We start from the raw sequence: 18,632 nt of genomic DNA on the forward strand, positions 1-18,632 counted from the left end.
GCCGCCGAGGTCGCCGCGCGCGCGGCCGAGGGGCTGGTCCTGCTCGGGGCGCAACGCGATGTGCGCCGCGCCGTTCGCCACCTCGTGCGAGCGCATCCGGCGATGGCGCCGCTGTGGCGGCTCGGCGCGGCGGTGCTTTCCGCCGACGATCACCGCGACGCGGCGGAGCGGTTCCGGGAGGCACTTCGCGCGGAGGCGGACGGCGTCGCGCGCGCGGCCGAGTACGCTCTCCCCCGCCGTGCCGTCGTCCTCACGCACTCGTCCTCGTCGAACGTCGTGAACGCGCTCGTGCGTAACCGCAAGCGGATCGTGCGCGTCCTGTGCACGGTCTCGCTACCCGGCGGCGAGGGACGGTTCCTCGCACGCAGGCTCGAGCGCGCCGGTTTCGAAGCAGAGGTCGTATCGGACGCGGCGATGGCCTCGGCGGCAGAGCGGGCGGACGTGGCGCTCGTCGGCGCCGACGCCGTCACCGAGGACGGCGTGGTGAACAAGGTCGGCACGAGACTCGTCGCGCTCGCCGCACTCGACGCGGAGATCGGCTTCTACGTGATGGCCGGAACATCCAAGCTCCTGCCCTCCCGCGTGTGGCGCTCCGTCGAGCTGGAAGCCGAGGCCTATGAAGAAACGCCGCTCGCCTTGATCGACGCGGTCGTCACCGAGCACGGCGCGATCGGCGCTGCCGCGGTCCGCCGGCGCGTACGGCGCATCGAGATCCCCCGGGCGCTGACCGCCCGAAGGGGGTCGCGATGACGGAGGTCGAGATCTTCTCGGTCGGAGACGAGCTCCTGCGTGGCGTCGTGCAGGACTCGAACTCCTATTGGATGGCGAAGCGCATCGCCGCGCGTGGCGCGAGCCTCACCCGGATCCAGGTGTTGCCGGACGCGCCGCCCCTCGTCGCCGACGAGCTTCGCCGGGCGCTCGAGCGGAAGCCGGCGCTCGTACTCACGCAGGGCGGACTCGGGCCGACCGACGACGATCGAACCCGCGAGGCGATCGGTCTGGCGACCGGACGACCCCTCATCCCGCACGTCGAGGCCGAGGCGATCGTGCGCCGGCGCTACGCCGAGCTGGCATCGGCCGGGCGCGTCGAATCGCCCGAGCTTCACGAAGCACGTCTCCGGATGGCACGGCTCCCCGAGGGCGCTCGCGCGCTCGATAATCACGTCGGCGCCGCGCCGGGCGTGCTGCTCGAGGTTGGCGCCACAGCGATCGTCGCGCTCCCCGGCGTGCCGCCCGAGCTCCACTGGATCTGGGAGAACTCGCTCGCGCCGGAGCTCGATCGCATCCTCGGCCCCGGTGGTTTCGCGGAGATCACCGTGACGCTGGACCTGCGCGACGAGTCTTCGATCGCGGAGATGCTCCGAGGTCTGCAGTCGAGGCACCCGGAGGTCTACGTGAAGTCCCGCGCGAAAGGCTTCGAAGACGGGGAAGAGGTACGGGTCACCCTAACCGCCGCCGGGCCCGACGACGCGGCGGCCCGGCGCCTCGTGGAGGCCGCGTTCGCCGACCTTCAGGCCGGGCTCGATGAGTTGCGGATCGCGATCCTGCAATCGTCCTAGCGAAGGTCCCGCGAGGACAGCAGCGGCCCCACGGCGACCACGTACTCGGCGAGCCGCGCCGCGGCTTCGGTCGCGGCCTCTTCGTTGCGGAGGTCGCCTCCCGACCAGCGTTCCGAGACGCTCCGCCAGCCGCGGCCGTGGGAACCGAACTTCGCCTCTTCGCCGAGCGCCCGCCGGATCGCCGGCTCTTTCCGCTCGAGCGCGAACGCGATGCGTTCGTTGGTGTCGGGATCGGATTCCAGGTGCAAACCGATCTCGAGCCTGCCGCCCGGGATGAACTGCACCTCGAAGTGGATCTTCTTCTCGTCGCCGTACCAAACCTTGTAGAAGCGGCCCCATTGCTCGGACGAGAAGTCGCGCAAGCGCGGAGGCAGATGGGACGGCAGCTCGTCCGCCACTTGCTTGAGGAACGCGCGCGCGCTCCGGCGCGGCGCCGAGGCCGGCTTCGCCATCACCCCTCGGGCGGGACCTCTTCGCCGCCGGATGCGCCCGGCGTCTTGAGGATCGCCTGAGTCACGATCATCATCGCGACCGGCCGCCGCTCGTCGTCGTCGGTCGTCACGTGAACCTCGAGTACCATCGTGCGGCGCCCGCGATGGACCGATTTCGCTTCCGCCCGCAGGTTCCCGCCGTTGACCCCGGTGATGAAGTTGGCCTTGAACTCGATCGTGGTGAAGAACTCGCCTTCCTCGAGCGTGGGGAAGGTGGCCCACGCCGCTGCGGTGTCGCCGAACCCGGCCAGCGCGCCGCCGTGCGCGTAGCCGCCGGGATGCTTGACGCTGCTGCCCACCTTGAGCGTCGCGACGCAGTGGCCGGGCCCAGCCTCGACGATCCGGACGCCGAGCATCCCGGGGAACGAGTCCGCGAAGAACGCGTCCTGGTTGGCGATCGCTTCGGCGACGCGCGCAGCGCGCGGCTCGATCCCTGCGGCCTGCTCCGTCACGTCGGCGTGATCCCGCTCACGCGCCGAGGCGACCATCGACGACGACCTCGACGAGCGCCGGACCACCGGACGCCATCGCCTTGCGGATCGTGGGAGCGATCTCTGAAGCCGTCTCGACCCGCTCGGCGGGGACGCCGAAGGCTCTCGACAGCGCAAGGAAGTCCACCATCGGGTCGACGAGGTCCATCGCCGGCCACACATCGTTCTTCACGGCCTTCCCCTGCATGCCGGCCAGCCCCGACTTGAGGATCAGATACGACGCGTTGTTCAGGACGACCGCGACCACCGGCACATGATGATGCGCCATCGTCCAGAGCGCCTGCGGCGTGTAGAGCGTGGTGCCGTCTCCCACGATCGCGACGACCGGCCGATCGGGATGCGCGAGCTTCACGCCTATGGACGCCGGCAAACCGAAGCCGAGCCCCCCGCCCCGTGTGAAGAAATACGTGTCGGGCTCGGACAGCTTCAGCGTGGAGCGCACGCCGAGCGTCGAGGTGATCGACTCGTCGACCACGATCGTTCCCGGCTCGAGCGCGCCCGTCACCTCGGCCACAGCCACGATCGGCGGGATGGGGCTGACCGACCGCTTCTCGTCGAGCGCCGCATACAGCGCCGCTTCGCCGGCGGCCTTCTGCTCCCCGGCTTCCTTGGTGCGCGCCCCGGCCCGTTTGGCCTGCTCGGGCGTGCGGATGCGCTCGATCTCGGCCGCGAGCGCGCGGAGGGAAACCTTCGGGTCCCCGACCATCCCGACGGCCACCGGATAGATGCGCGCAACCTCGGTCGGGTCGGCGTCGAGCTGCACCAAGGCCACGCCGTCCGGCACCGCCATGACGCTCGACGGGTAGAAGGGGCTGAACGCGGAGGCCGCGGCGATGAACGCCACATCGGACGGCTCGAGCGACGCCCGGATCCCGGGATTCATCGGAGCGATCATCCCCGCATAGAGCGGGTGATCGAACGGGAAGTTGAGGCGTCCGTGGATCGGCTCGCCGGCGACGCGAGCGCCGAGCAGCTCGGCGACGCGCACCAGCTCCGCTACGGCGTGTGCGCGCGCGATCCCGTCGCCCGCGACGATCAGGGGGCGGTCCGCATCGAGCAGCATGCGCGCCGCCTCACCGATCGCCTCCGCGGACGCGGTCGCGCGGTAGTCGACCTTCGACGGCCCGGGGATATCGAAGTCGGCATCCTGATCGAAGACGTCCCACGGGATCGAGACGAACGTCGGCCCCGACGGCGGCGCGGCCGCTTCCTTGAACGCCCGGCGCATCGCGATGCCGATCTCTTCCGGCCTGCGGCACTCGTAGGAGTATTTGGAGAACTGCGAGACCATCCCCACCAGATCCCCGGCGAGCATCGGCTCTTGAACGAGATGGCGCGTGTCCTGCTGGCCCGCGGTCACGACGATCGGCGAACGCGACCACTTGGCATCGAAGATGCCGTTGAGGCCGTTCGCCAACCCCGGGGTGACGTGGAGGTTTATCAGCGAAGGACGGCCGGTCGCCTGCGCGTAGCCATCGGCCGCGCCGACCGCGACCCCCTCCTGCAGGCACATGATCAGCTCGAGGCCGGCTCGGTCGTCGGCGAGCTCGTCGAAGATCGGAAGCTCGGTCGTGCCGGGGTTCGTGAACAGGTAGCGCGCGCCTTCGCTGCGAGCCACCTCGAAGAACGCTTCGCGTCCGGTCGTCATCGTGCGGTCAGGCTATGGGCGCTCGCGAGCGAGGGTCAAACGGTCATGTACCAACGGCCATGGCCAGCCGCGCATCAAGAGCGCACGCTCACATCAAACCCGTCGCAGGAGGCCCCCCGTGAGCGACTGCGCCCTCGAGTTGCCGGCACGGATCATCGACTCTCGCGACCACGTGCCGTCGCGGATACCCTTGCTCGCCGCTTCGTGCTCCCTGGTCGCCGCTGTGGTCCACGCGTGGGTCGTGCGATCCCATCTGACCCATTGGTGGGCCTATGGAGCGTTCTTCGCGGTCCTGGCGATCGCGCAAGCCGGTTACGCGGTCCTGGTGATCCGCCGCCCCACGCGCCGGCTTGCCCTCGCCGGTATGGGGACGACGGCAGCCGTGCTGGTGCTGTATGCATGGAGCAGGACGATCGGCGTCCCTATCGGTCCCCATGCGGGCCGGCCAGAGCCGGTCGGCACGCCGGATCTGCTCGCTGCAGCTGCGGAGCTGGCGCTCATCGTGAGCCTGCTGTTCGTTGGCCGGACCGGAAGCGCAGAGCCACGCTTCCAGACCGGTCGATGGGGTTTGGGGCTGGTCGTCGTGGCGTTGAGCGCGGCAGGCCTGGCGGGACCGGTCGGACATCACAACGCACCACTGCCGGGTGTGACGCTCGCTTCGGCACCGGCGCCGTGGCTGGCGCTCCCTCCTCCCGTCGCGACCCCCGTCGTAGCGCAAAGCGCTGAGGTCCCCGACGAGTCCATACCCGTTCCAGAGGAGCCCGCCCCTTGCGTCGCCAAGGCGGCGCCGGGCCTGTCGGTGCCGGGCACCGCCCCGCCGGGTGAAGCGCGAGCGATCGCATACTCGCATGAGGCAAACATCTGGATGCTCGACCCCTCGGACGAGGAAGTCACACGGCTGACGGACAACGGAGGGGGACCGAGCTGCTGGGCGCGGAGTCCGGTGTTCAGAAGCGATCGATACGTCTCCTTCAGCATGAACGAGGGCTATTACGGCCTCGATCTCAAGACCGGCGCACTGGAGGAGCTACCCCTCACGAACGGGTGGATCCAGGCTGCGGCTTGGAGCCCGGATGGCGACGCCCTCGCCTACTTGACGGGGAACTATGAGGATGCCGGAATTCAGTTGGCACTCTTCCGGCCGGAGGATGGAACCAAGAAGATCCTGCGAACGTTCGTTCCGGGTCCGGGTAGTTGTGGCAGCGCGGACGGCGAGGTCTCGGTTTCGTGGGCACCCGACGGACACGCCCTCATCGTGGTCATCACCCACCTCGAGAACCAGGACGAGACGATGTTCGTTCTGGATCCCGCAGGGAAGGACATGATCGAACCCCGCTCGGGGACGAACGCTCGCTGGGCGCCCAACTCGAAGCGGATCTATTACCGTGAGATGGGCGGCGACCAGAAGTGGTTCGCGCTCAACAGCGAAACAGGCGATCGCGGAACGCTCGGTGCCATGAAGCCCGGTACCTACAACCTCGCCGTGTCACCCGATGGAACTCTGCTCGCCTACGCCGACGGCGAGGAGCACAGCGGGGTCTACGTCTACGACGTCGCCACAAAGGTCCAACGCAAGGTAGCGGAGAACGCGGTGATGCCCGTATGGCTCGGACCGAGAACGGTCTTGGTCAGCGACACGAAATCTTGTGGCGATGCGTGCTCCATGTCCCTCTGGGAGCCGTCGGGCACTATCTCCAGCGTGGACGTCGTAACGGAGGAGCGACACGTAGGCGCCGCGCATGTCATGGGGGACGCCAATGTGCTGCTCGACGTGTTGCCGGAGCCGGCTCCGGCAACCACACCGACGGCCTCGCCGACCGCCGGTCCGACACCCCAGGAAACCGGAGAGCCGACTCCTTCACCCACGCCGACCGAGCCCAGCCCCTCCCCCTCAACCGACCCGACGACCGATCCGAGTCCCAGCCCTAGTCCCACACCGACAGCGTAAGCAGCCTCATCCGAGCTCGTAGGTCGTGAGTTCGATGCGGTGGCCGTCGGGGTCGGAGATGTACAGCGAGTGGCATACCTCGTGGTCGGCGAATTGATACTCGATGCCTCGCTCATCGAACGACTCGCGCGCCGCTTCGAAGTTGGCACGATCGGTCACGAACGCGAAGTGGCGCATCGCCACCGAGTCGCGGCCCGGCGGCGGCGCAGCGTGGCCCTCCGTCGGGAACAACGCGACGCATGTGTCCCCCGCGCACACCATGATTGGGGGCTCGTCGCCCCAGACGTCGTCGAAGCGGCGCTCGAGCCCGAACATCTCCTGATACCACGCGGCAGACTTGTGGATGTCCGTGACCGCGATCGCCACGTGGTCGATGTGCTTGACGTGGATCATCGATCCTCCCATCGCAGCGAGACGCTCGATCCTTCCCTACCATAAGGGCTCCCATGCGTACCCGAGCGCTCGCCTCGCTGACGATCGGCGTGCTTGCTTTCACGTCGGCCGTGCCCGTGTATGCGCGCGTCCCCGACAAGACGCCGAAGCGCCATCTCGAAGCTTCGATCCGTCGCACCATGGCTTCGCCACCTGTACGACCGGCGACCCCAGGGATCCTCGTTCTGCGTGGCGGGCGAATTGCGGTCGCGATCAACCCGGATCGGGTCTTTCTCCCCGCTTCCCTCTTGAAGCTTGCGACCACGACGACCGCGATCATCAAGTTCGGTCCGGATCATCGGTTCCCAACGCGGCTCCTCGGTCTTGCGCCGAGCGGCGGCGTAACCGGAACCGTCGCGCTCATCGGAGGCGGGGATCCGACATTCGCGAGTGAGGCGTACCGACGCGAACACTTCTTGCCGAAGCCCGACGACCCGATCCCCGTCCCGGTATTCGCGAGTGGGTCGCCGACCGTGGAGAGGCTCGCGGCCGCGATCTCCGCGGCCGGAGTGCGGCGCATCCAGGGCGATATCCGCGTCGATGACTCACTGTTCGATACGCGGCGGACGCAGCCGGGGTGGATCGCCGACTACCAGCGCAACGACCCCGACATCGGGAACCTCGGCGCCTTGACCGTGAACGAGGGCTACTCCGACATCGACGCCACGGTGCTGTACGCCGACCCGGCGGTCGGGGCCGGCCGGCAGCTCGTCGCCGCGCTCGCCGCTCGCGGAGTCGTCGTCACCGGAAAGGTTCGTCGCGGGGGCGCACCCCCGGGCGCTCGGGAGCTCGCTCGCGTGCTCTCACCTCCGCTCGGTGAGATCGTGGACTACACAAACCGCTACTCCGCCAACTACTCGGCGGAGCTGACCCTGAAGGGGATCGGCGCACGCTTCGGGGGCGCAGGCACGACCGACGCCGGCGTTCGCGTCGTGCGCGAGACCCTCGCCGGCATCAAGATCCCGCTCGACGGATTCGTGATGGCCGACGGCTCCGGGCTGTCGCTCAACAATCGGATGACGCCGCGGATGATCGGTGCGATCCTCGACTGGATCCTCCGCGCTGAAGGGAAGGGCGGGGACGTCCTGCGGAACTCGCTTCCCGTGGCCGGCGGACCGGGGACCATCTTCAAGCGCATGACGAAGCCCCCGACGGGAGGCAACCTGCGCGGCAAGACCGGTTTCATCCGCCGAGTCCGTGGGATGGCCGGGTGGGTGACTCCTTCCGACGGCGTGCCGCTCGTGTACGTGGCGCTGTTCAACGATGCGCCGAGCCCGCTCGCGCTGACCACCCCGCTCGATCTGATCGGCACGGCAGTGGCGCTCTTCGGCCGGCCCTGAGCCTCCTCGCCGGCACGGGCTAGACTTGCCGGTGATGTACGCCGGGATCGACGTTTCCGCGACGCGCGGTTTCGACATCGCCGTACTCGACGACGAACGCCGGATCGTGCTCGTCGCCAAAGCCCGCGACCTCGACGCGGCCGGCCTCATCATCCGCGGCTTGCCGCCGGAAACCGTGGTCGCAGTCGACGCGCCTCCCGCCCCTTCACGGGGCTTCGCCGGCGCGGGCAAGGCCTACCGTGTCGCCGAGCAGGAACTCCACAGAGTTGGGGTGTCTTTGTATCCCGTGCCGGCAAGCACCGAGGCGGCGCCGGCGTGGATGCGAGCGGGCTTCGCGTTGTACGAAGTTCTCGAGAAGGCGGGATTCCCTCCCTTCCTCGAGGGCGTCGCGCGACGCGGCGTATCGATCGAGGTATACCCGCACCTCACGTATCGGGTCCTCGTCGGCGACGGGCGCGGCCGCGCCCCGAAGCTCGAATGGTCTCGCGCAGCGCTGCGCCGCAAGGTCGCCGGGCTGACCCGGGATGCGACGCAGGACGCGCTCGACGCGATCGCGGCCGGCTACACGGCGTGGACGTTCGCGAACGACCGCTGGGTCGGGTACGGCGACCCACGCGAAGGCGTCATCGTCGCCCCACGCTCGGACGTGCGCGGCGAACCGGTGCGACGCGGACCCGACCAGCTCAGCCTCGGCATCGAGACCACACCCCGAGCGACGACCGCCGAAGACGGGATCCCCCAGCAGACGCCGTTCGCGCAGCGCGTGGCGCGCTACGTCGCCCGCATCCCGCCGGGGCGCGTCGCGACCTACGGCGACGTCGCGCGCGCATGCGGCACACCGACCGGCGCGCGCGCCGTCGGGACGCTCGTCGCGCGTCACTCGTTCGAGATGCCGAGCCACCGGCTCGTCGACGCCACCGGCCGCCCTTCACCCGCGTACCCCGGAGGACCGGAACGTCAACTCGAGCGGCTCGCCGCCGAAGGGATAGCGATCGCGAACGGCCGCGTGGATCTGAACCTCCACCGCTGGAGGCAAGGGGCGTGACCGGGACGATCCGACCGCTCGAGCGATCGGAGATCGAACCGCACATCGAGCTCCTCGAATCGGAGGGCTTCACGCCGGAGATCGACCAAGGCACCTGGTTGGGCGGCTTCGTTGAGGATCGGCTGGCCGGCTGGATCCGCCTGTTCCTCGAAGGCGACGCCTGGATGGTCGAAGACGTGTACGTCCTGCCCGAGCATCGGAGCAGCGGCCTCGCGACCGAGCTGCTCCTTGCGGCTCAGGACGGCCGCGAGGAGCTCTGGCTCATATGCGACGACGAGATGATCGGGTTCTACGAGGCGAGAGGCTACCGTCTGATGCCCAAGGACACCTTTCCCGAACCGCTCGCAACGCTCTACCGGGGCAAAGCAGAATGGCCGAGCGGCTCCGACCACAACCACAACGCTTTGCGCTGGTCACACGTCTAGCCGCGCTGGCGTGAGACTCCATGGAGGAGAATCCGACCGAACCGTCGAAAACTGGACCGTGCGCCGGGGGCTGCGCTCATTTCGACGCCCCCCACTGACGGAGGAGGATCCGATGCGAAGGTTCGGGGTCCGTGGTTGGGCATGGCTCGTGGGCGCGACGGTCATGGTCGCGACGCTGGCGATGGGCTCGGCTTGGGCGGCACCCGGGCCGGAAACGATCGGATCCTGGACGGCCCCCTTCGAGGAAGGCGGCTCCACGACGCCGCGCTGCGCCGTCGTGGACGGGCGGAAGGTTTGTAAGCCGGTCGCGGTCGGCGCGTTCGTCACGCCTGAGGGCCGCGTCCTTTACATGAGCGGGATCGAGTCGGGCGAGAACGTCCAGTACGCCGCCGTTCCCGAGGCAAGCGCCGAGGCGCGCGACAGCCTTTCCCGCCTCCTCGACCTCCGCTCCGGCACGCCGCTCTTCGGCTCTCCGTCGCCCGAGCAGGGCGTCGCATCGAACCCGAACATCGAGCCCGGCGGAGAAGGCCTCGACGATCCCTACGGCGTGCTCGGCGTCCCGGGTCGCCCGGGAGACGGGCTCTCGGGAACCGTCGCCGGGATGCTCGGGATCGAACCGCAGAACCCGACCTCTCCGCCCGACGACCCGCAAGAGAACGACGGCGACCTCTTCTGCACGGATCAAGCGATGCTCGCCGACGGAAGGATCCTGATCGCCGGCGGCACCGACTGGTACCTCGAGCCGTTCGTGACCGACCGCGAGCACGGAGGCGCGATGGGCGTCGGCGTCTCGGAGCTCGAGGGGCTACGCAATGCCCAGATCTACAACCCGGCGAACGGCACCTACACGGCCGTGCAGCCGATGAAGTACGGACGTTGGTACCCGGGGCTCGTGACCATGGCCGACGGCAAGGTATTCGTGGCGAGTGGCGTCACCAAGCTCATCAAGTCGACGCAGGGTTCCCAGGTCCGCCGGCCTGAGCTATTCGATCCCGCAACCGGAACGTGGGCCGATCTCGGACCCCAGGCGGAGAATTCGCTGCCGCTGTTCCCCCGGTTGCACCTGATGCCGAACGGCAAGGTTTTCTACGGGGGCGTCGGCCAGCAGTTCGGGCCGGCGGGCCAGGCCGTCGACGAGATCACGTGGGTGATCCAGCAATTCTTCAACCCGACGACGAACCAGTGGGAGAACGTTGGCCCGGCCCCGCTCGGCGCCACCGGCGGCGCGCAGCAAGTGTTGCTCAGGATGGATCCGCCGTACGACAAGGCGACGTTGCTGATCGCCGGCGGAACGCCGCTGCTGCCCTCGCCGGGTGGCTGGCTCGCGTCGAACCTTACTCAGCTCATCACGGTGGATTCGCAAGGCAACGTGACGAACGATCTCGCCGGCAATCTGAAGAACCGGCGCTGGTACTCCTCGGCCGTGACGCTGCCAGACGGAAAGGTGTTCGTGACCTCTGGAGCCGACAAGGACGAGGTCGTGACGCCCGGATTCGAGCTGGCGGTGCGTCAGCCGGAGTTGTTCGACCCTGCCACCGGCACCTGGACCGCGATGGCGTCTTCGGCGCGCGACCGCACGTATCACAACTCGGCGCTCTTGCTCCCCGACGGTCGAGTGCTGATCGGTGGCCACGCGCCGATCTGGACCGGGTACGGCGCGACGCACGACGCGGTCCCCGGTGTCACAGCGAACAACGACAAGGACTCGTCGTTCGAGGTTTGGAGCCCGCCCTACCTGTTCCGCGGGCCGCGCCCAAAGCTGGCGAGCGTGCAGAAGGGGATCGCGTGGAACTCGTCGTTCACGATCACGACGCCGGACGCCTCGATGATCCAAGACGTCGTCCTGTCGCGCCTGCCGTCGCCCCAGCACATCACCGACTCCGACTCGCGAACGCTGCGCTTGTCGTTCACGCCCGGGAACGGCGTCCTGACGGCGACCGCGCCGCCGGATGGGATCGCAGCACCGCCCGGGTACTACTACTTGTTCATCAACAAGATGTCCCCGGACGGCCCCATCCCGTCGGTCGCGCGCATCGTCAAGATCGGGGCGACCGCCGACGGGACTCCTACTGTGCCGGTGTACAGCTCCGATGACCCGGCGCCGCCGTCGGGCGGGTCGGCGACCGAGCCCGAGGACTCCTCGTACATCGCGCAGCCGCCGCCGATCGGCATGGTCGCCGGCGGGCTCGTTGCGGTGGGGATCGGGGTACCGGCGAAGATCCGGCGCCGCCGCTGGGAGATCGAGCGCTAGCCGAAGCGCACGGCCCGAAGAACCTCCTCGGGTAGGCTAAGCCACGTGCTGGAGCGGCGGATCGCCCTGCGTCCTGATGGGCTGACGCTCTCCGGCGAGACGCTCGTCCCCGACGATCCGTCGATGATCTGCGTGCTGTGTCACGGCATCCCGGGGAACGCGCCCCGCGACCCAGAAGACGCCGGATACGCGGGCTTCGCGCGCACGCTCGCCGATCGCGGCTTCGCGACGTTCTGGTTCGACTTCCGAGGCGTACGTGGTGCGCCGGGTGAGTTCTCGATCGCCGGCTGGTGCACCGACCTCGAGGCGGCGCTCGACGCGCTCGACGCAGATGCAGAGATCGGCGGCATCCCGCGCGTTCTGGTCGGTTCCTCCGCGGGAGGTGCCGTTGCGATCGCCGTCGGCGCGCGACGCGAGGACGTTCTCGCGGTGGCGACCTTCGCGGCGCCGGCGTCGTTCACGTTCGGAGGACTGGTCTCCGATCCACGCAAGCTCGTGCAGACGTTCCGGAACACCGGGATCATTCACGACCCCGCCTTCCCCTCGGACCTCGACGCGTGGTGGCGGGAGTTCTCTGAGGTTGCGCCGGAGGGAGTCATCGGCAAGCTCGCGCCGAGGCCCGTACTGCTGGCACACGGCGACTCCGACGAGGTGATCCCCTACCCGCACGCCGAGCGACTGTTCATCGCCGCCGGCGAGCCGAAGGAGCTGGTTCGGATCCCGCGCGGTGGCCACCAGCTCCGTCGGGACCCGCGCGCCGTCGAGGCGCTCTGTGACTGGCTCGAGAACCTTCCCCGGTCTGTCGCGTAAGTCCCCCAGCCCGATTCGCCCGCATCTCTCCTTTTCCTGCCGTAAAGCATTCTCGTTCGGCGGCCGATAGAACGCTCAGAGGGGCACGCCTTGGGGCGCGTGGTCCGATTCTTCGCCTGAGGGGAGAGACGTGGACGACGTTCGCACACCTTGTGCGCATCGAGGCACAGCGGACGTTCTCGAGAGCGCCGTCGAGACCCCGCAGGGACCGATCACGCTTTGTATCTGCCGCACGTGCCGCCGCTTCTGGCTCGAGCGCGGCGGCTGGTTGCTTTCCCGACGCGAGACCGTTGCGATCCTCAAGACGTTCCCGTTCACGCAGTCCGGGATCGAACGGCTCGCCCGTTAACTCCCGCGCACAAACCTCTCGTCCGAGGGTCGCCACCCTGGAATTGTTTTGGTATCATGCCGCTCGTTAGGGGTCACGGTTCTGCGCAAACGTCAGGCCGCGGGACTTCCCGCGGCCGTTTCGCTTGTTAGGCCGGACCCAAGGTACGACGACCGCTTCGCGCGGCCATTCGAAGGAGGGAAACAGTTTGCGCGGGACCGTCAAGTGGTTCAGCGACGAGAAGGGCTTCGGCTTTATCTCTCGGGAAGGTGGGGACGACGTCTTCGTCCACTTCACCGGCATCTCGGGTGATGGCTTCCGCTCGCTCGCTGAGGGCCAGCAGGTCGAGTTCGAGATCAGCGAGGGCAAGAAAGGCCCACAGGCCACGAACGTCAAGCCGGTTGCTTGATCGACTAACTCTCTGAAATCGAAGAGGCCGGATCTCCGGCCTCTTCGATTTGGTCCATCCCCGCGCCCCTGGTCCGGCGCATCACCCGCAGGAAGAATGAGATACGGACGCCGCTTCCGCCATCAGAAGCGGAGTCCGGACCTCGGAGGATTCCCAACGTCGGGCTTCCTCGCAACCATTGTCTCGTCGCCCCACCGCCGGCCGGTATAGCCCGCGAAGACCATTTCTCATGGCCGGATGGGATGGGAGACGGAACGGTCGTTGGCGGCTGCCACGAAGGCGGCGAGGAGGCGACGGCCGGACTCGTCGTTCGTCGTCTCGGGATGCCAGCCGACCCCGACGGTGAATCCGGGACCCTCGACCGCCTCGATCACGCCATCGGCGGTCTTGCCGACGGGCTCGAGGAGGGCCGGAAGATCCGACGGAGCCTGATGGTGGCTGGAGTTGGTCGTCAGCGATGCGGCGCCGATCATACGGGCGAGCCGACTGGCCGGCTCGAGACGGACGTCGTGCGTGACGCCGTCGCCCTCGTGTGGAAGCGCGCGAGCCAGATCGGGGACGTGCTGATGCAACCCCCCGCCGAGCGCCACGACCAACACCTGCAGACCGAGGCAGATCCCCAGCACGGGCACGCCGGTCGCGACCGCTTCGCGCGCGATCTCGATCTCGAACCCCTCACGCTCGGGATCGGGATCGCGGAGCTCGGCGCGAGGGTCGTCGCCGTAGCGTCGCGGGTCGATGTCCCCGCCTCCGGGAAGCACCAAGCCGTGCACCCGCGTTAACGCTGAAGCGCCTTCGTCGGGGCGCAAGAGGATGGGAACGCTCCCGGCCGCGTGCAAGGCAGCGCGGAGCGGCTGTTGCTTCTGCTGACGCTCGGCGGTGAGCTCGCCGCCGGTAACGCCGACGATCGGTCGCGGCATCCCGCCAGTCTACGGTCGCCACGGCGAGGCTAGACTGCCGCTCATGCCGGGGCGCCTGTGGCTTGGGACGAGCGGGTTCGCGTACCCAGAATGGAAGGGCACGTTCTACCCCGCCGGCACCAAGGGCGACGGGATGCTCCGCTACTACGCGTCGCGTTTCCCGAGCGTCGAGATCAACTACACCTACCGGCGCGATGCGTCGGAGAAGATGCTCGCGAGATGGGCTGCCGACACACCGGAGGACTTCGCCTTCGCGCTGAAGGGCCACCGACGCATCACCGACGGGTGGCGGTTGAGGCCGGGCGACGCGGGACCGCTGGAGCACTTCCTCAAGACCATCGAGCCGCTCGATGCGCGCTTCGGGCCGGTCCTGCTCCAGTCCCGGCTCAAGGCCGACGTGGAGATGTTGCGCAAGTTCCTCTCACTCTTGCCGCCGGAACGCCGGTTCGCGTTCGATTTCCGACATGCGTCGTGGCGCGCAGACGCGGTCAAGGAGGCGCTCGCCGAGCGGGGAGCAGCCTGGTGCGTCGCCGACACGGACGATCACGACGCCCCGTTCGAGCGCACCACTGAGGGATTCGTGTACGTCCGGCTCCGCAAGTCCGGCTACGACGACGAGTCGCTCGCCCGGTGGGCCAAGGACATCGGCGCCGCGCTCGAGGATGGAACCGACGTCTACTGCTACCTCAAGCACGAAGACGGCGACGGCGGACGGGGCGTCGGATGGGCGCAGAGACTCCGGGATATGCTCGAGCGCCCCGAGGCTACGAGCGCGCCACCGCCTGCTCCCGGAGAACCCGCTTGAGCACCTTGCCCACCTGATTCTTGGGGAGGTCAGGGAGGAACGTGAGGCGCCTGGGCGTCTTGAACTTGGCGAGGTGCTCGCGGCAGTAAGCGAGCACCTCGTCCTCAGAAGCGTCGGTGCCGATGCGGCGAACCACGAACGCCTCGACCTCCTCGCCGTAGGTCGGATCGGGGATCCCAACGACGGCGGCCTCGGCGACGCCGGGATGCTGCATGAGGACCTCCTCGACGTCGTGCGGGTAGACGTTCAGCCCGCCGCGGATGATGAGGTCTTTCACGCGATCGACGATGAACAGGTACCCGTCTTCGTCGAGGCGGCCGATGTCGCCGGTATGGAGCCAGCCGTCCCGAATGGTGCGCGCGGTCTCCTCGGGGAGGTTGTGATACCCCGCCATCACGTTCGGTCCGCGCACGCAGATCTCGCCCAGCTCACCGGCGGGTAGCTCTTTGTCGTCGGGATCCATGATCGTGACCTCGACGCCGGGGATCGCGAAGCCGCACGAGCCCTCCCTGCGCTCGGATGAGATGCGGTCGGCGGTCACGATCGGCGCGGCCTCGGTCAAGCCGTACACCATGCGGACCTTGGCCCCCGTCTTGTGTTCGAAGGCGCGGATCAGCTCGAGGGGCGCCGGCGACGCACCGAAAGCGACCTGCTCGAGCGTGGAAAGGTCGTAGTCCTCGATCGCCGGGTGGTTCAGCAGGAGCGCCGCCATCGTCGGGACCAACGTGGTCACGACGACGCCGTACTCCTGCACGTTGCGGCAGAACGCTTCGGGGTCGAACCAACGCATCAGAACGCTCCGGGCGCCGTTCTTGGTCCCCGTGACCCAGCCGACCAAGCCGCCCGCGTGTGCAAGCGGCATCACCGCGAGCGCCATCGCGGTCCGATCGAGCTCGGAGATCTCGTGGACGGCCTCGGCCTGGTGAAGCATGTTGCCGTGGGTCAGCACCACGCCTTTCGGCCGGCCGGTGGTGCCCGAGGTGTACATGAACAGCGCTGCATCGGACGGCTCACGCTCGACGAGCGGCGCGTCGGACGACGCGCCGGCGAGCAGTTCGTCGAACGACAGAGCGTCCTCAGCGGCGCCGCCGGTGACGATCACGCGCGGCGCGGGGTCGCAGGCGTTCGCGGCCTCGAGCCCCTTGGAAACGAACTCGGGGCTCGTGATGATCGCCTGCGCCTCGGAGTCGGCGAGGATGTGCTGCAGCTCCTCGGTCGCGAGCAGGAAGAGAACGGGAACGACGACCCCGCCGAGCCGCAGGATGCCGCCGTAGCTGATGCCCACCTCGGGACAGTTGGGCAGCATCACCGCCACGCGCTCGCCGGGCTTCACGCCCAAGCCCGTCAGCGCGTTCGACAGGCGCCGCCCCGCTTCGAACAGCTCACGGTTGGTGTAGGCGCGGCCGTCGTAGACCGTCGCCTCGTACTCGCCGTAGGTCTCGAGGTTGTAGTCGGTGAGCGAGGCGAGATTCATAGGTTCCCTCCGGTTCGACGCCGGCAGGCTAGCAAGCGCCGGCCGGCGTCTGACATGTCAGACACGTCTGACACCTCCGGGAGGAAGTTATCCGGTGGCGGCCTTCTTCTTCTTGGCGGCGCCGGCCTTGGGGGCGGCCTTCTTCTTCGGCGCCTTCTCGGGCTTGCCGGCGCTCTGCTCGACCGAAGCCTTGAGGGCCTCCATGAGGTCGACGACGGTCGCCGTGCCGGCCTCCTCCACGACGGCGATCTCTTTGCCGTCGATCTTCGCCTGGACGAGCTCCTCGAGCTTCTCGCGGTAATCGTCGTGGAACTCGTCGGGGTCGAAGTGGTCCGTCATGTTCTCGATCAGCGAGCGCGCCATCTTCAGCTCTTGGGGACGCACCTCGTCGTCGATCTGGACCTCCTCGAATTCGGCGGCGCGGATCTCGTCCGGCCAATACATCGTCTCGAGGACGAACACGTCGTCGCGCAGACGAAGCGTCGCGAGATGCTCCTTGTCCCGGAACGCGACCTTCGCGATCGCGACGTAGCCCTCGTCGCCGAGCGCCTTTCGCAGCAGCGCGTACGCCTTCGCGCCGGTCTGCTCGGGGACCAGGTAGTAGGGGTTCTTCCAGTAGATCGCGTCGATCTCATCGGCGGGTACGAACTTCAAGATGTCGATCGTGCGCGTGGATTGGACGCCGCGCGCGATCTCATCCTCGCTCAGGACGACGTAGTGGTCCTTCTCGTACTCGAACCCTTTGGTGATCTCGTCCCAGGTGACCTCCTCGCCGCACACCGAGCAGGCCCGCTTGTACTTGATCCGCCCGCCGTCTTTTTCGTGGAGCTGATTGAATTTGAAGCTCTTCTCCTCGGTCGCCGTGTACATGCGGATGGGGATCGTCACGAGTCCGAAGGAGATCGCGCCCTTCCAGATCGTCTTCGCCACGATGTCACCTCGTTTTCGGTTTTGGTTCGGAACGGAAAGGTTACCCGAGTCGGGCCCTTCCTTCGCGGCCGAGCGCCACCAGGAACCACAGCGCCGTGAGGCCGTAGAGGACGCTGGCCGAGATCAGGCCGCCGCGGATACCGATGGGCGCGACCGTCGGCAGCGCCGCCCCGACGACCCACACGAGCTGGAAGAGGGTCTCGAAGCGGGCGAAGGCTCGTCCCCGGACCGCTTCGGGTGCCTCCCGTTGGACGAGCGCCTCGAAACCGAGACGGGTCGCGCTCGACACGACGCCGACCGCCCCGGCGAGCACCGCCGCGAGATCGAGCCCGAAGGAGGATTGCGCGATGAGCGACGCGCCGCAGCCGAGCATGAGCCCGGTTGCGATCACCCACTCCTCGGTCCCGCCACGGCGCATGCGCGGCACGACGACGGCTCCGACGAAGCTGCCGATCCCGGCGCATCCGAGCACGAATCCGAACCCTGCGGAGTTGACCCCTTGGCGCTTGAGCGCGAACGCGAGCAGGAAAAGGAGGAAGCCGAGGAGGCCGCGGCTCGCAGCCTGCGCGATCGCAGCGCGGCGGATCGGCTCAGAGGTGAAGGCGGCGTCGGCGGCCTCGTCCTCGGCGGCCCCTCCTTCCGGCTTCGGCAGCGCGAGCGAGAGGAGCGCGCCCGCGGCGAAGACGAGCGCGGCGAACTGCATGACGGCGCCGGCGTCGAAGATCCGAAGCAGGAGCACGCCGGGGAGAGCGGCGACCGCGCCGGCGAGGACGGCGATCTTGGCGACGCGGGCGTTGACGGCAACGAGCGAACCCTGTCCGGCGGCGAGTGACGGAACCAGCGCGCTGCGTGCGATGCCGTACGCCTTGGAGAGCACGAGCATGATGAACGCGGCCGGATAGATCGCGAGGGAGTCGACGTGGGGAGCCAGGAGCAGGCAGATCACTGCGCGGCCCGCGCAGGACGCGAGGACCGTGAGGCGGCGGCCGCCGCGGCGGCGATCGATGAACGGCCCAACCAGGGGCGCCAAGACGGAGAAGGGCGCCATCGTGATGAGCAGGTAGAGCGCGACCTTCGAGCGCGCCTGACCGGCAGACACCGAGAAGAAGAGCGTGCCCGACAGTGCGATAGCGAGGAGGACGTCTCCGGCGCTCGAGGCGGCGTGGACGCCGGCGAAACGCTGAAAGGCGAGCCGCGTGGCCCGCGGGGAGGCTGTGGGATCCGGCCGCTCCGTTCTGCTCGTTCGAGCCGCCCCCTTTCGAAGGGGGACGATAGCAGCCGGAGCGGACACCTACAGGCCGGTGAAAAACCGGGGAGGGGGGGGGG

At 68.4% G+C, this 18,632-nt stretch carries 19 protein-coding genes; 11 read left to right on the plus strand and 8 right to left on the minus strand.

What is annotated here, in order from left to right; translation table 11 throughout:
• Both WEB06_16245 and WEB06_16250 read left to right on the plus strand, forming a co-directional pair.
• The coding region (locus WEB06_16245) for a hypothetical protein (GenBank protein ID MEX2557166.1) at nucleotides 1-750 on the plus strand (750 nt) is incomplete at its 5' end.
• The gene (locus WEB06_16250; protein MEX2557167.1) at nucleotides 747-1,559 is read left to right on the plus strand and encodes a competence/damage-inducible protein A; all 813 of its coding nucleotides are present in this window, start codon (nucleotides 747-749) and stop codon (nucleotides 1,557-1,559) included. The genes WEB06_16245 and WEB06_16250, both read left to right, overlap by 4 nt.
• Here the strand turns inward: WEB06_16250 and WEB06_16255 are convergent.
• Genes WEB06_16255 through WEB06_16265 form a run of 3 tightly spaced genes read right to left on the minus strand, consistent with a single transcriptional unit; the run spans nucleotide 1,556 to nucleotide 4,189 of the window.
• Nucleotides 1,556-2,011 carry a hypothetical protein gene (locus WEB06_16255; protein ID MEX2557168.1) on the minus strand — a complete coding sequence of 152 codons (456 nt, stop codon included), beginning with the start codon at nucleotides 2,009-2,011 and terminating at the stop codon, nucleotides 1,556-1,558. The two genes, WEB06_16250 and WEB06_16255, sit on opposite strands and share 4 nt — an antisense overlap.
• Nucleotides 2,011-2,538 carry a PaaI family thioesterase gene (locus tag WEB06_16260; GenBank protein MEX2557169.1) on the minus strand — a complete coding sequence of 176 codons (528 nt, stop codon included), beginning with the start codon at nucleotides 2,536-2,538 and terminating at the stop codon, nucleotides 2,011-2,013. Before WEB06_16260 ends, WEB06_16255 begins: the two co-directional genes overlap by 1 nt.
• Complete coding sequence (locus tag WEB06_16265; GenBank protein MEX2557170.1) at nucleotides 2,519-4,189, minus strand: thiamine pyrophosphate-binding protein; 1,671 nt, start codon at nucleotides 4,187-4,189, stop codon at nucleotides 2,519-2,521. Before WEB06_16265 ends, WEB06_16260 begins: the two co-directional genes overlap by 20 nt.
• A 118-nt stretch (nucleotides 4,190-4,307) precedes the next feature.
• On the opposite strand from WEB06_16265, the gene WEB06_16270 reads away from it, so the two are divergent.
• Nucleotides 4,308-6,137 carry a hypothetical protein gene (locus WEB06_16270; GenBank protein MEX2557171.1) on the plus strand — a complete coding sequence of 610 codons (1,830 nt, stop codon included), beginning with the start codon at nucleotides 4,308-4,310 and terminating at the stop codon, nucleotides 6,135-6,137.
• 6 nt (nucleotides 6,138-6,143) lie between these two features.
• On the opposite strand, the gene WEB06_16275 is transcribed toward WEB06_16270, so the two are convergent.
• A complete protein-coding gene (locus WEB06_16275) occupies nucleotides 6,144-6,530 on the minus strand; it encodes a VOC family protein (GenBank protein MEX2557172.1) in 387 nt (128 codons plus the stop codon).
• 53 nt (nucleotides 6,531-6,583) lie between these two features.
• On the opposite strand from WEB06_16275, the gene WEB06_16280 reads away from it, so the two are divergent.
• The 7 genes from WEB06_16280 (at nucleotide 6,584) to WEB06_16310 (ending at nucleotide 13,177) form a co-directional block, all read left to right on the plus strand.
• Nucleotides 6,584-7,909 carry a D-alanyl-D-alanine carboxypeptidase gene (locus WEB06_16280; protein MEX2557173.1) on the plus strand — a complete coding sequence of 442 codons (1,326 nt, stop codon included), beginning with the start codon at nucleotides 6,584-6,586 and terminating at the stop codon, nucleotides 7,907-7,909.
• Nucleotides 7,910-7,943: 34 nt separating this feature from the next.
• A complete protein-coding gene (locus tag WEB06_16285; protein ID MEX2557174.1) occupies nucleotides 7,944-8,954 on the plus strand; it encodes a DUF429 domain-containing protein in 1,011 nt (336 codons plus the stop codon).
• A complete protein-coding gene (locus WEB06_16290) occupies nucleotides 8,951-9,379 on the plus strand; it encodes a GNAT family N-acetyltransferase (GenBank protein ID MEX2557175.1) in 429 nt (142 codons plus the stop codon). Before WEB06_16285 ends, WEB06_16290 begins: the two co-directional genes overlap by 4 nt.
• Nucleotides 9,380-9,491: 112 nt before the next feature.
• Nucleotides 9,492-11,630, plus strand: a complete 2,139-nt coding sequence (locus WEB06_16295) for a galactose oxidase early set domain-containing protein (GenBank protein ID MEX2557176.1) — start codon at nucleotides 9,492-9,494, stop codon at nucleotides 11,628-11,630.
• A gap of 45 nt (nucleotides 11,631-11,675) precedes the next feature.
• Nucleotides 11,676-12,440, plus strand: a complete 765-nt coding sequence (locus tag WEB06_16300) for an alpha/beta fold hydrolase (GenBank protein MEX2557177.1) — start codon at nucleotides 11,676-11,678, stop codon at nucleotides 12,438-12,440.
• A gap of 130 nt (nucleotides 12,441-12,570) precedes the next feature.
• Nucleotides 12,571-12,789 carry a hypothetical protein gene (locus WEB06_16305; protein MEX2557178.1) on the plus strand — a complete coding sequence of 73 codons (219 nt, stop codon included), beginning with the start codon at nucleotides 12,571-12,573 and terminating at the stop codon, nucleotides 12,787-12,789.
• A 187-nt stretch (nucleotides 12,790-12,976) separates the two neighbouring features.
• Nucleotides 12,977-13,177 carry a cold shock domain-containing protein gene (locus WEB06_16310; protein MEX2557179.1) on the plus strand — a complete coding sequence of 67 codons (201 nt, stop codon included), beginning with the start codon at nucleotides 12,977-12,979 and terminating at the stop codon, nucleotides 13,175-13,177.
• A gap of 227 nt (nucleotides 13,178-13,404) precedes the next feature.
• Here WEB06_16310 and WEB06_16315 read toward each other — a convergent pair whose 3' ends face one another.
• Complete coding sequence (locus WEB06_16315; GenBank protein ID MEX2557180.1) at nucleotides 13,405-14,097, minus strand: gamma-glutamyl-gamma-aminobutyrate hydrolase family protein; 693 nt, start codon at nucleotides 14,095-14,097, stop codon at nucleotides 13,405-13,407.
• A 43-nt stretch (nucleotides 14,098-14,140) separates the two neighbouring features.
• Between WEB06_16315 and WEB06_16320 the strand changes: the two genes are divergently transcribed.
• Nucleotides 14,141-14,902 carry a DUF72 domain-containing protein gene (locus WEB06_16320; protein MEX2557181.1) on the plus strand — a complete coding sequence of 254 codons (762 nt, stop codon included), beginning with the start codon at nucleotides 14,141-14,143 and terminating at the stop codon, nucleotides 14,900-14,902.
• Here the strand turns inward: WEB06_16320 and WEB06_16325 are convergent.
• The 3 genes from WEB06_16325 to WEB06_16335 form a co-directional block, all read right to left on the minus strand.
• Nucleotides 14,862-16,376: a long-chain fatty acid--CoA ligase gene (locus WEB06_16325; GenBank protein MEX2557182.1), complete on the minus strand. Its 1,515-nt coding sequence runs from the start codon at nucleotides 16,374-16,376 to the stop codon at nucleotides 14,862-14,864. The genes WEB06_16320 and WEB06_16325 overlap by 41 nt on opposite strands.
• An 87-nt stretch (nucleotides 16,377-16,463) precedes the next feature.
• Nucleotides 16,464-17,306, minus strand: coding sequence for a Ku protein (locus tag WEB06_16330; protein MEX2557183.1), 843 nt, complete (start codon nucleotides 17,304-17,306; stop codon nucleotides 16,464-16,466).
• A 40-nt stretch (nucleotides 17,307-17,346) separates the two neighbouring features.
• On the minus strand, nucleotides 17,347-18,597 hold the full coding sequence (locus WEB06_16335) for an MFS transporter (GenBank protein MEX2557184.1): 1,251 nt from the start codon (nucleotides 18,595-18,597) through the stop codon (nucleotides 17,347-17,349).
• Nucleotides 18,598-18,632: the final 35 nt, after the last annotated feature.

The organism is Actinomycetota bacterium, assembly GCA_040905475.1.
Taxonomy (GTDB): domain Bacteria; phylum Actinomycetota; class AC-67; order AC-67; family AC-67; genus DATFGK01.

What these genes read in the sequence shown, in the direction of transcription:
- WEB06_16250 (MEX2557167.1), top strand. Translation starts at nt 747, where the DNA reads ATGACGGAGGTCGAGATCTTCTCGGTCGGAGACGAGCTCCTGCGTGGC.
- WEB06_16255 (MEX2557168.1), bottom strand. Translation starts at nt 2,011, where the DNA reads ATGGCGAAGCCGGCCTCGGCGCCGCGCCGGAGCGCGCGCGCGTTCCTC.
- WEB06_16260 (MEX2557169.1), bottom strand. Translation starts at nt 2,538, where the DNA reads ATGGTCGCCTCGGCGCGTGAGCGGGATCACGCCGACGTGACGGAGCAG.
- WEB06_16265 (MEX2557170.1), bottom strand. Translation starts at nt 4,189, where the DNA reads ATGACGACCGGACGCGAAGCGTTCTTCGAGGTGGCTCGCAGCGAAGGC.
- WEB06_16275 (MEX2557172.1), bottom strand. Translation starts at nt 6,530, where the DNA reads ATGATCCACGTCAAGCACATCGACCACGTGGCGATCGCGGTCACGGAC.
- WEB06_16280 (MEX2557173.1), top strand. Translation starts at nt 6,584, where the DNA reads ATGCGTACCCGAGCGCTCGCCTCGCTGACGATCGGCGTGCTTGCTTTC.
- WEB06_16285 (MEX2557174.1), top strand. Translation starts at nt 7,944, where the DNA reads ATGTACGCCGGGATCGACGTTTCCGCGACGCGCGGTTTCGACATCGCC.
- WEB06_16295 (MEX2557176.1), top strand. Translation starts at nt 9,492, where the DNA reads ATGCGAAGGTTCGGGGTCCGTGGTTGGGCATGGCTCGTGGGCGCGACG.
- WEB06_16315 (MEX2557180.1), bottom strand. Translation starts at nt 14,097, where the DNA reads ATGCCGCGACCGATCGTCGGCGTTACCGGCGGCGAGCTCACCGCCGAG.
- WEB06_16320 (MEX2557181.1), top strand. Translation starts at nt 14,141, where the DNA reads ATGCCGGGGCGCCTGTGGCTTGGGACGAGCGGGTTCGCGTACCCAGAA.
- WEB06_16325 (MEX2557182.1), bottom strand. Translation starts at nt 16,376, where the DNA reads ATGAATCTCGCCTCGCTCACCGACTACAACCTCGAGACCTACGGCGAG.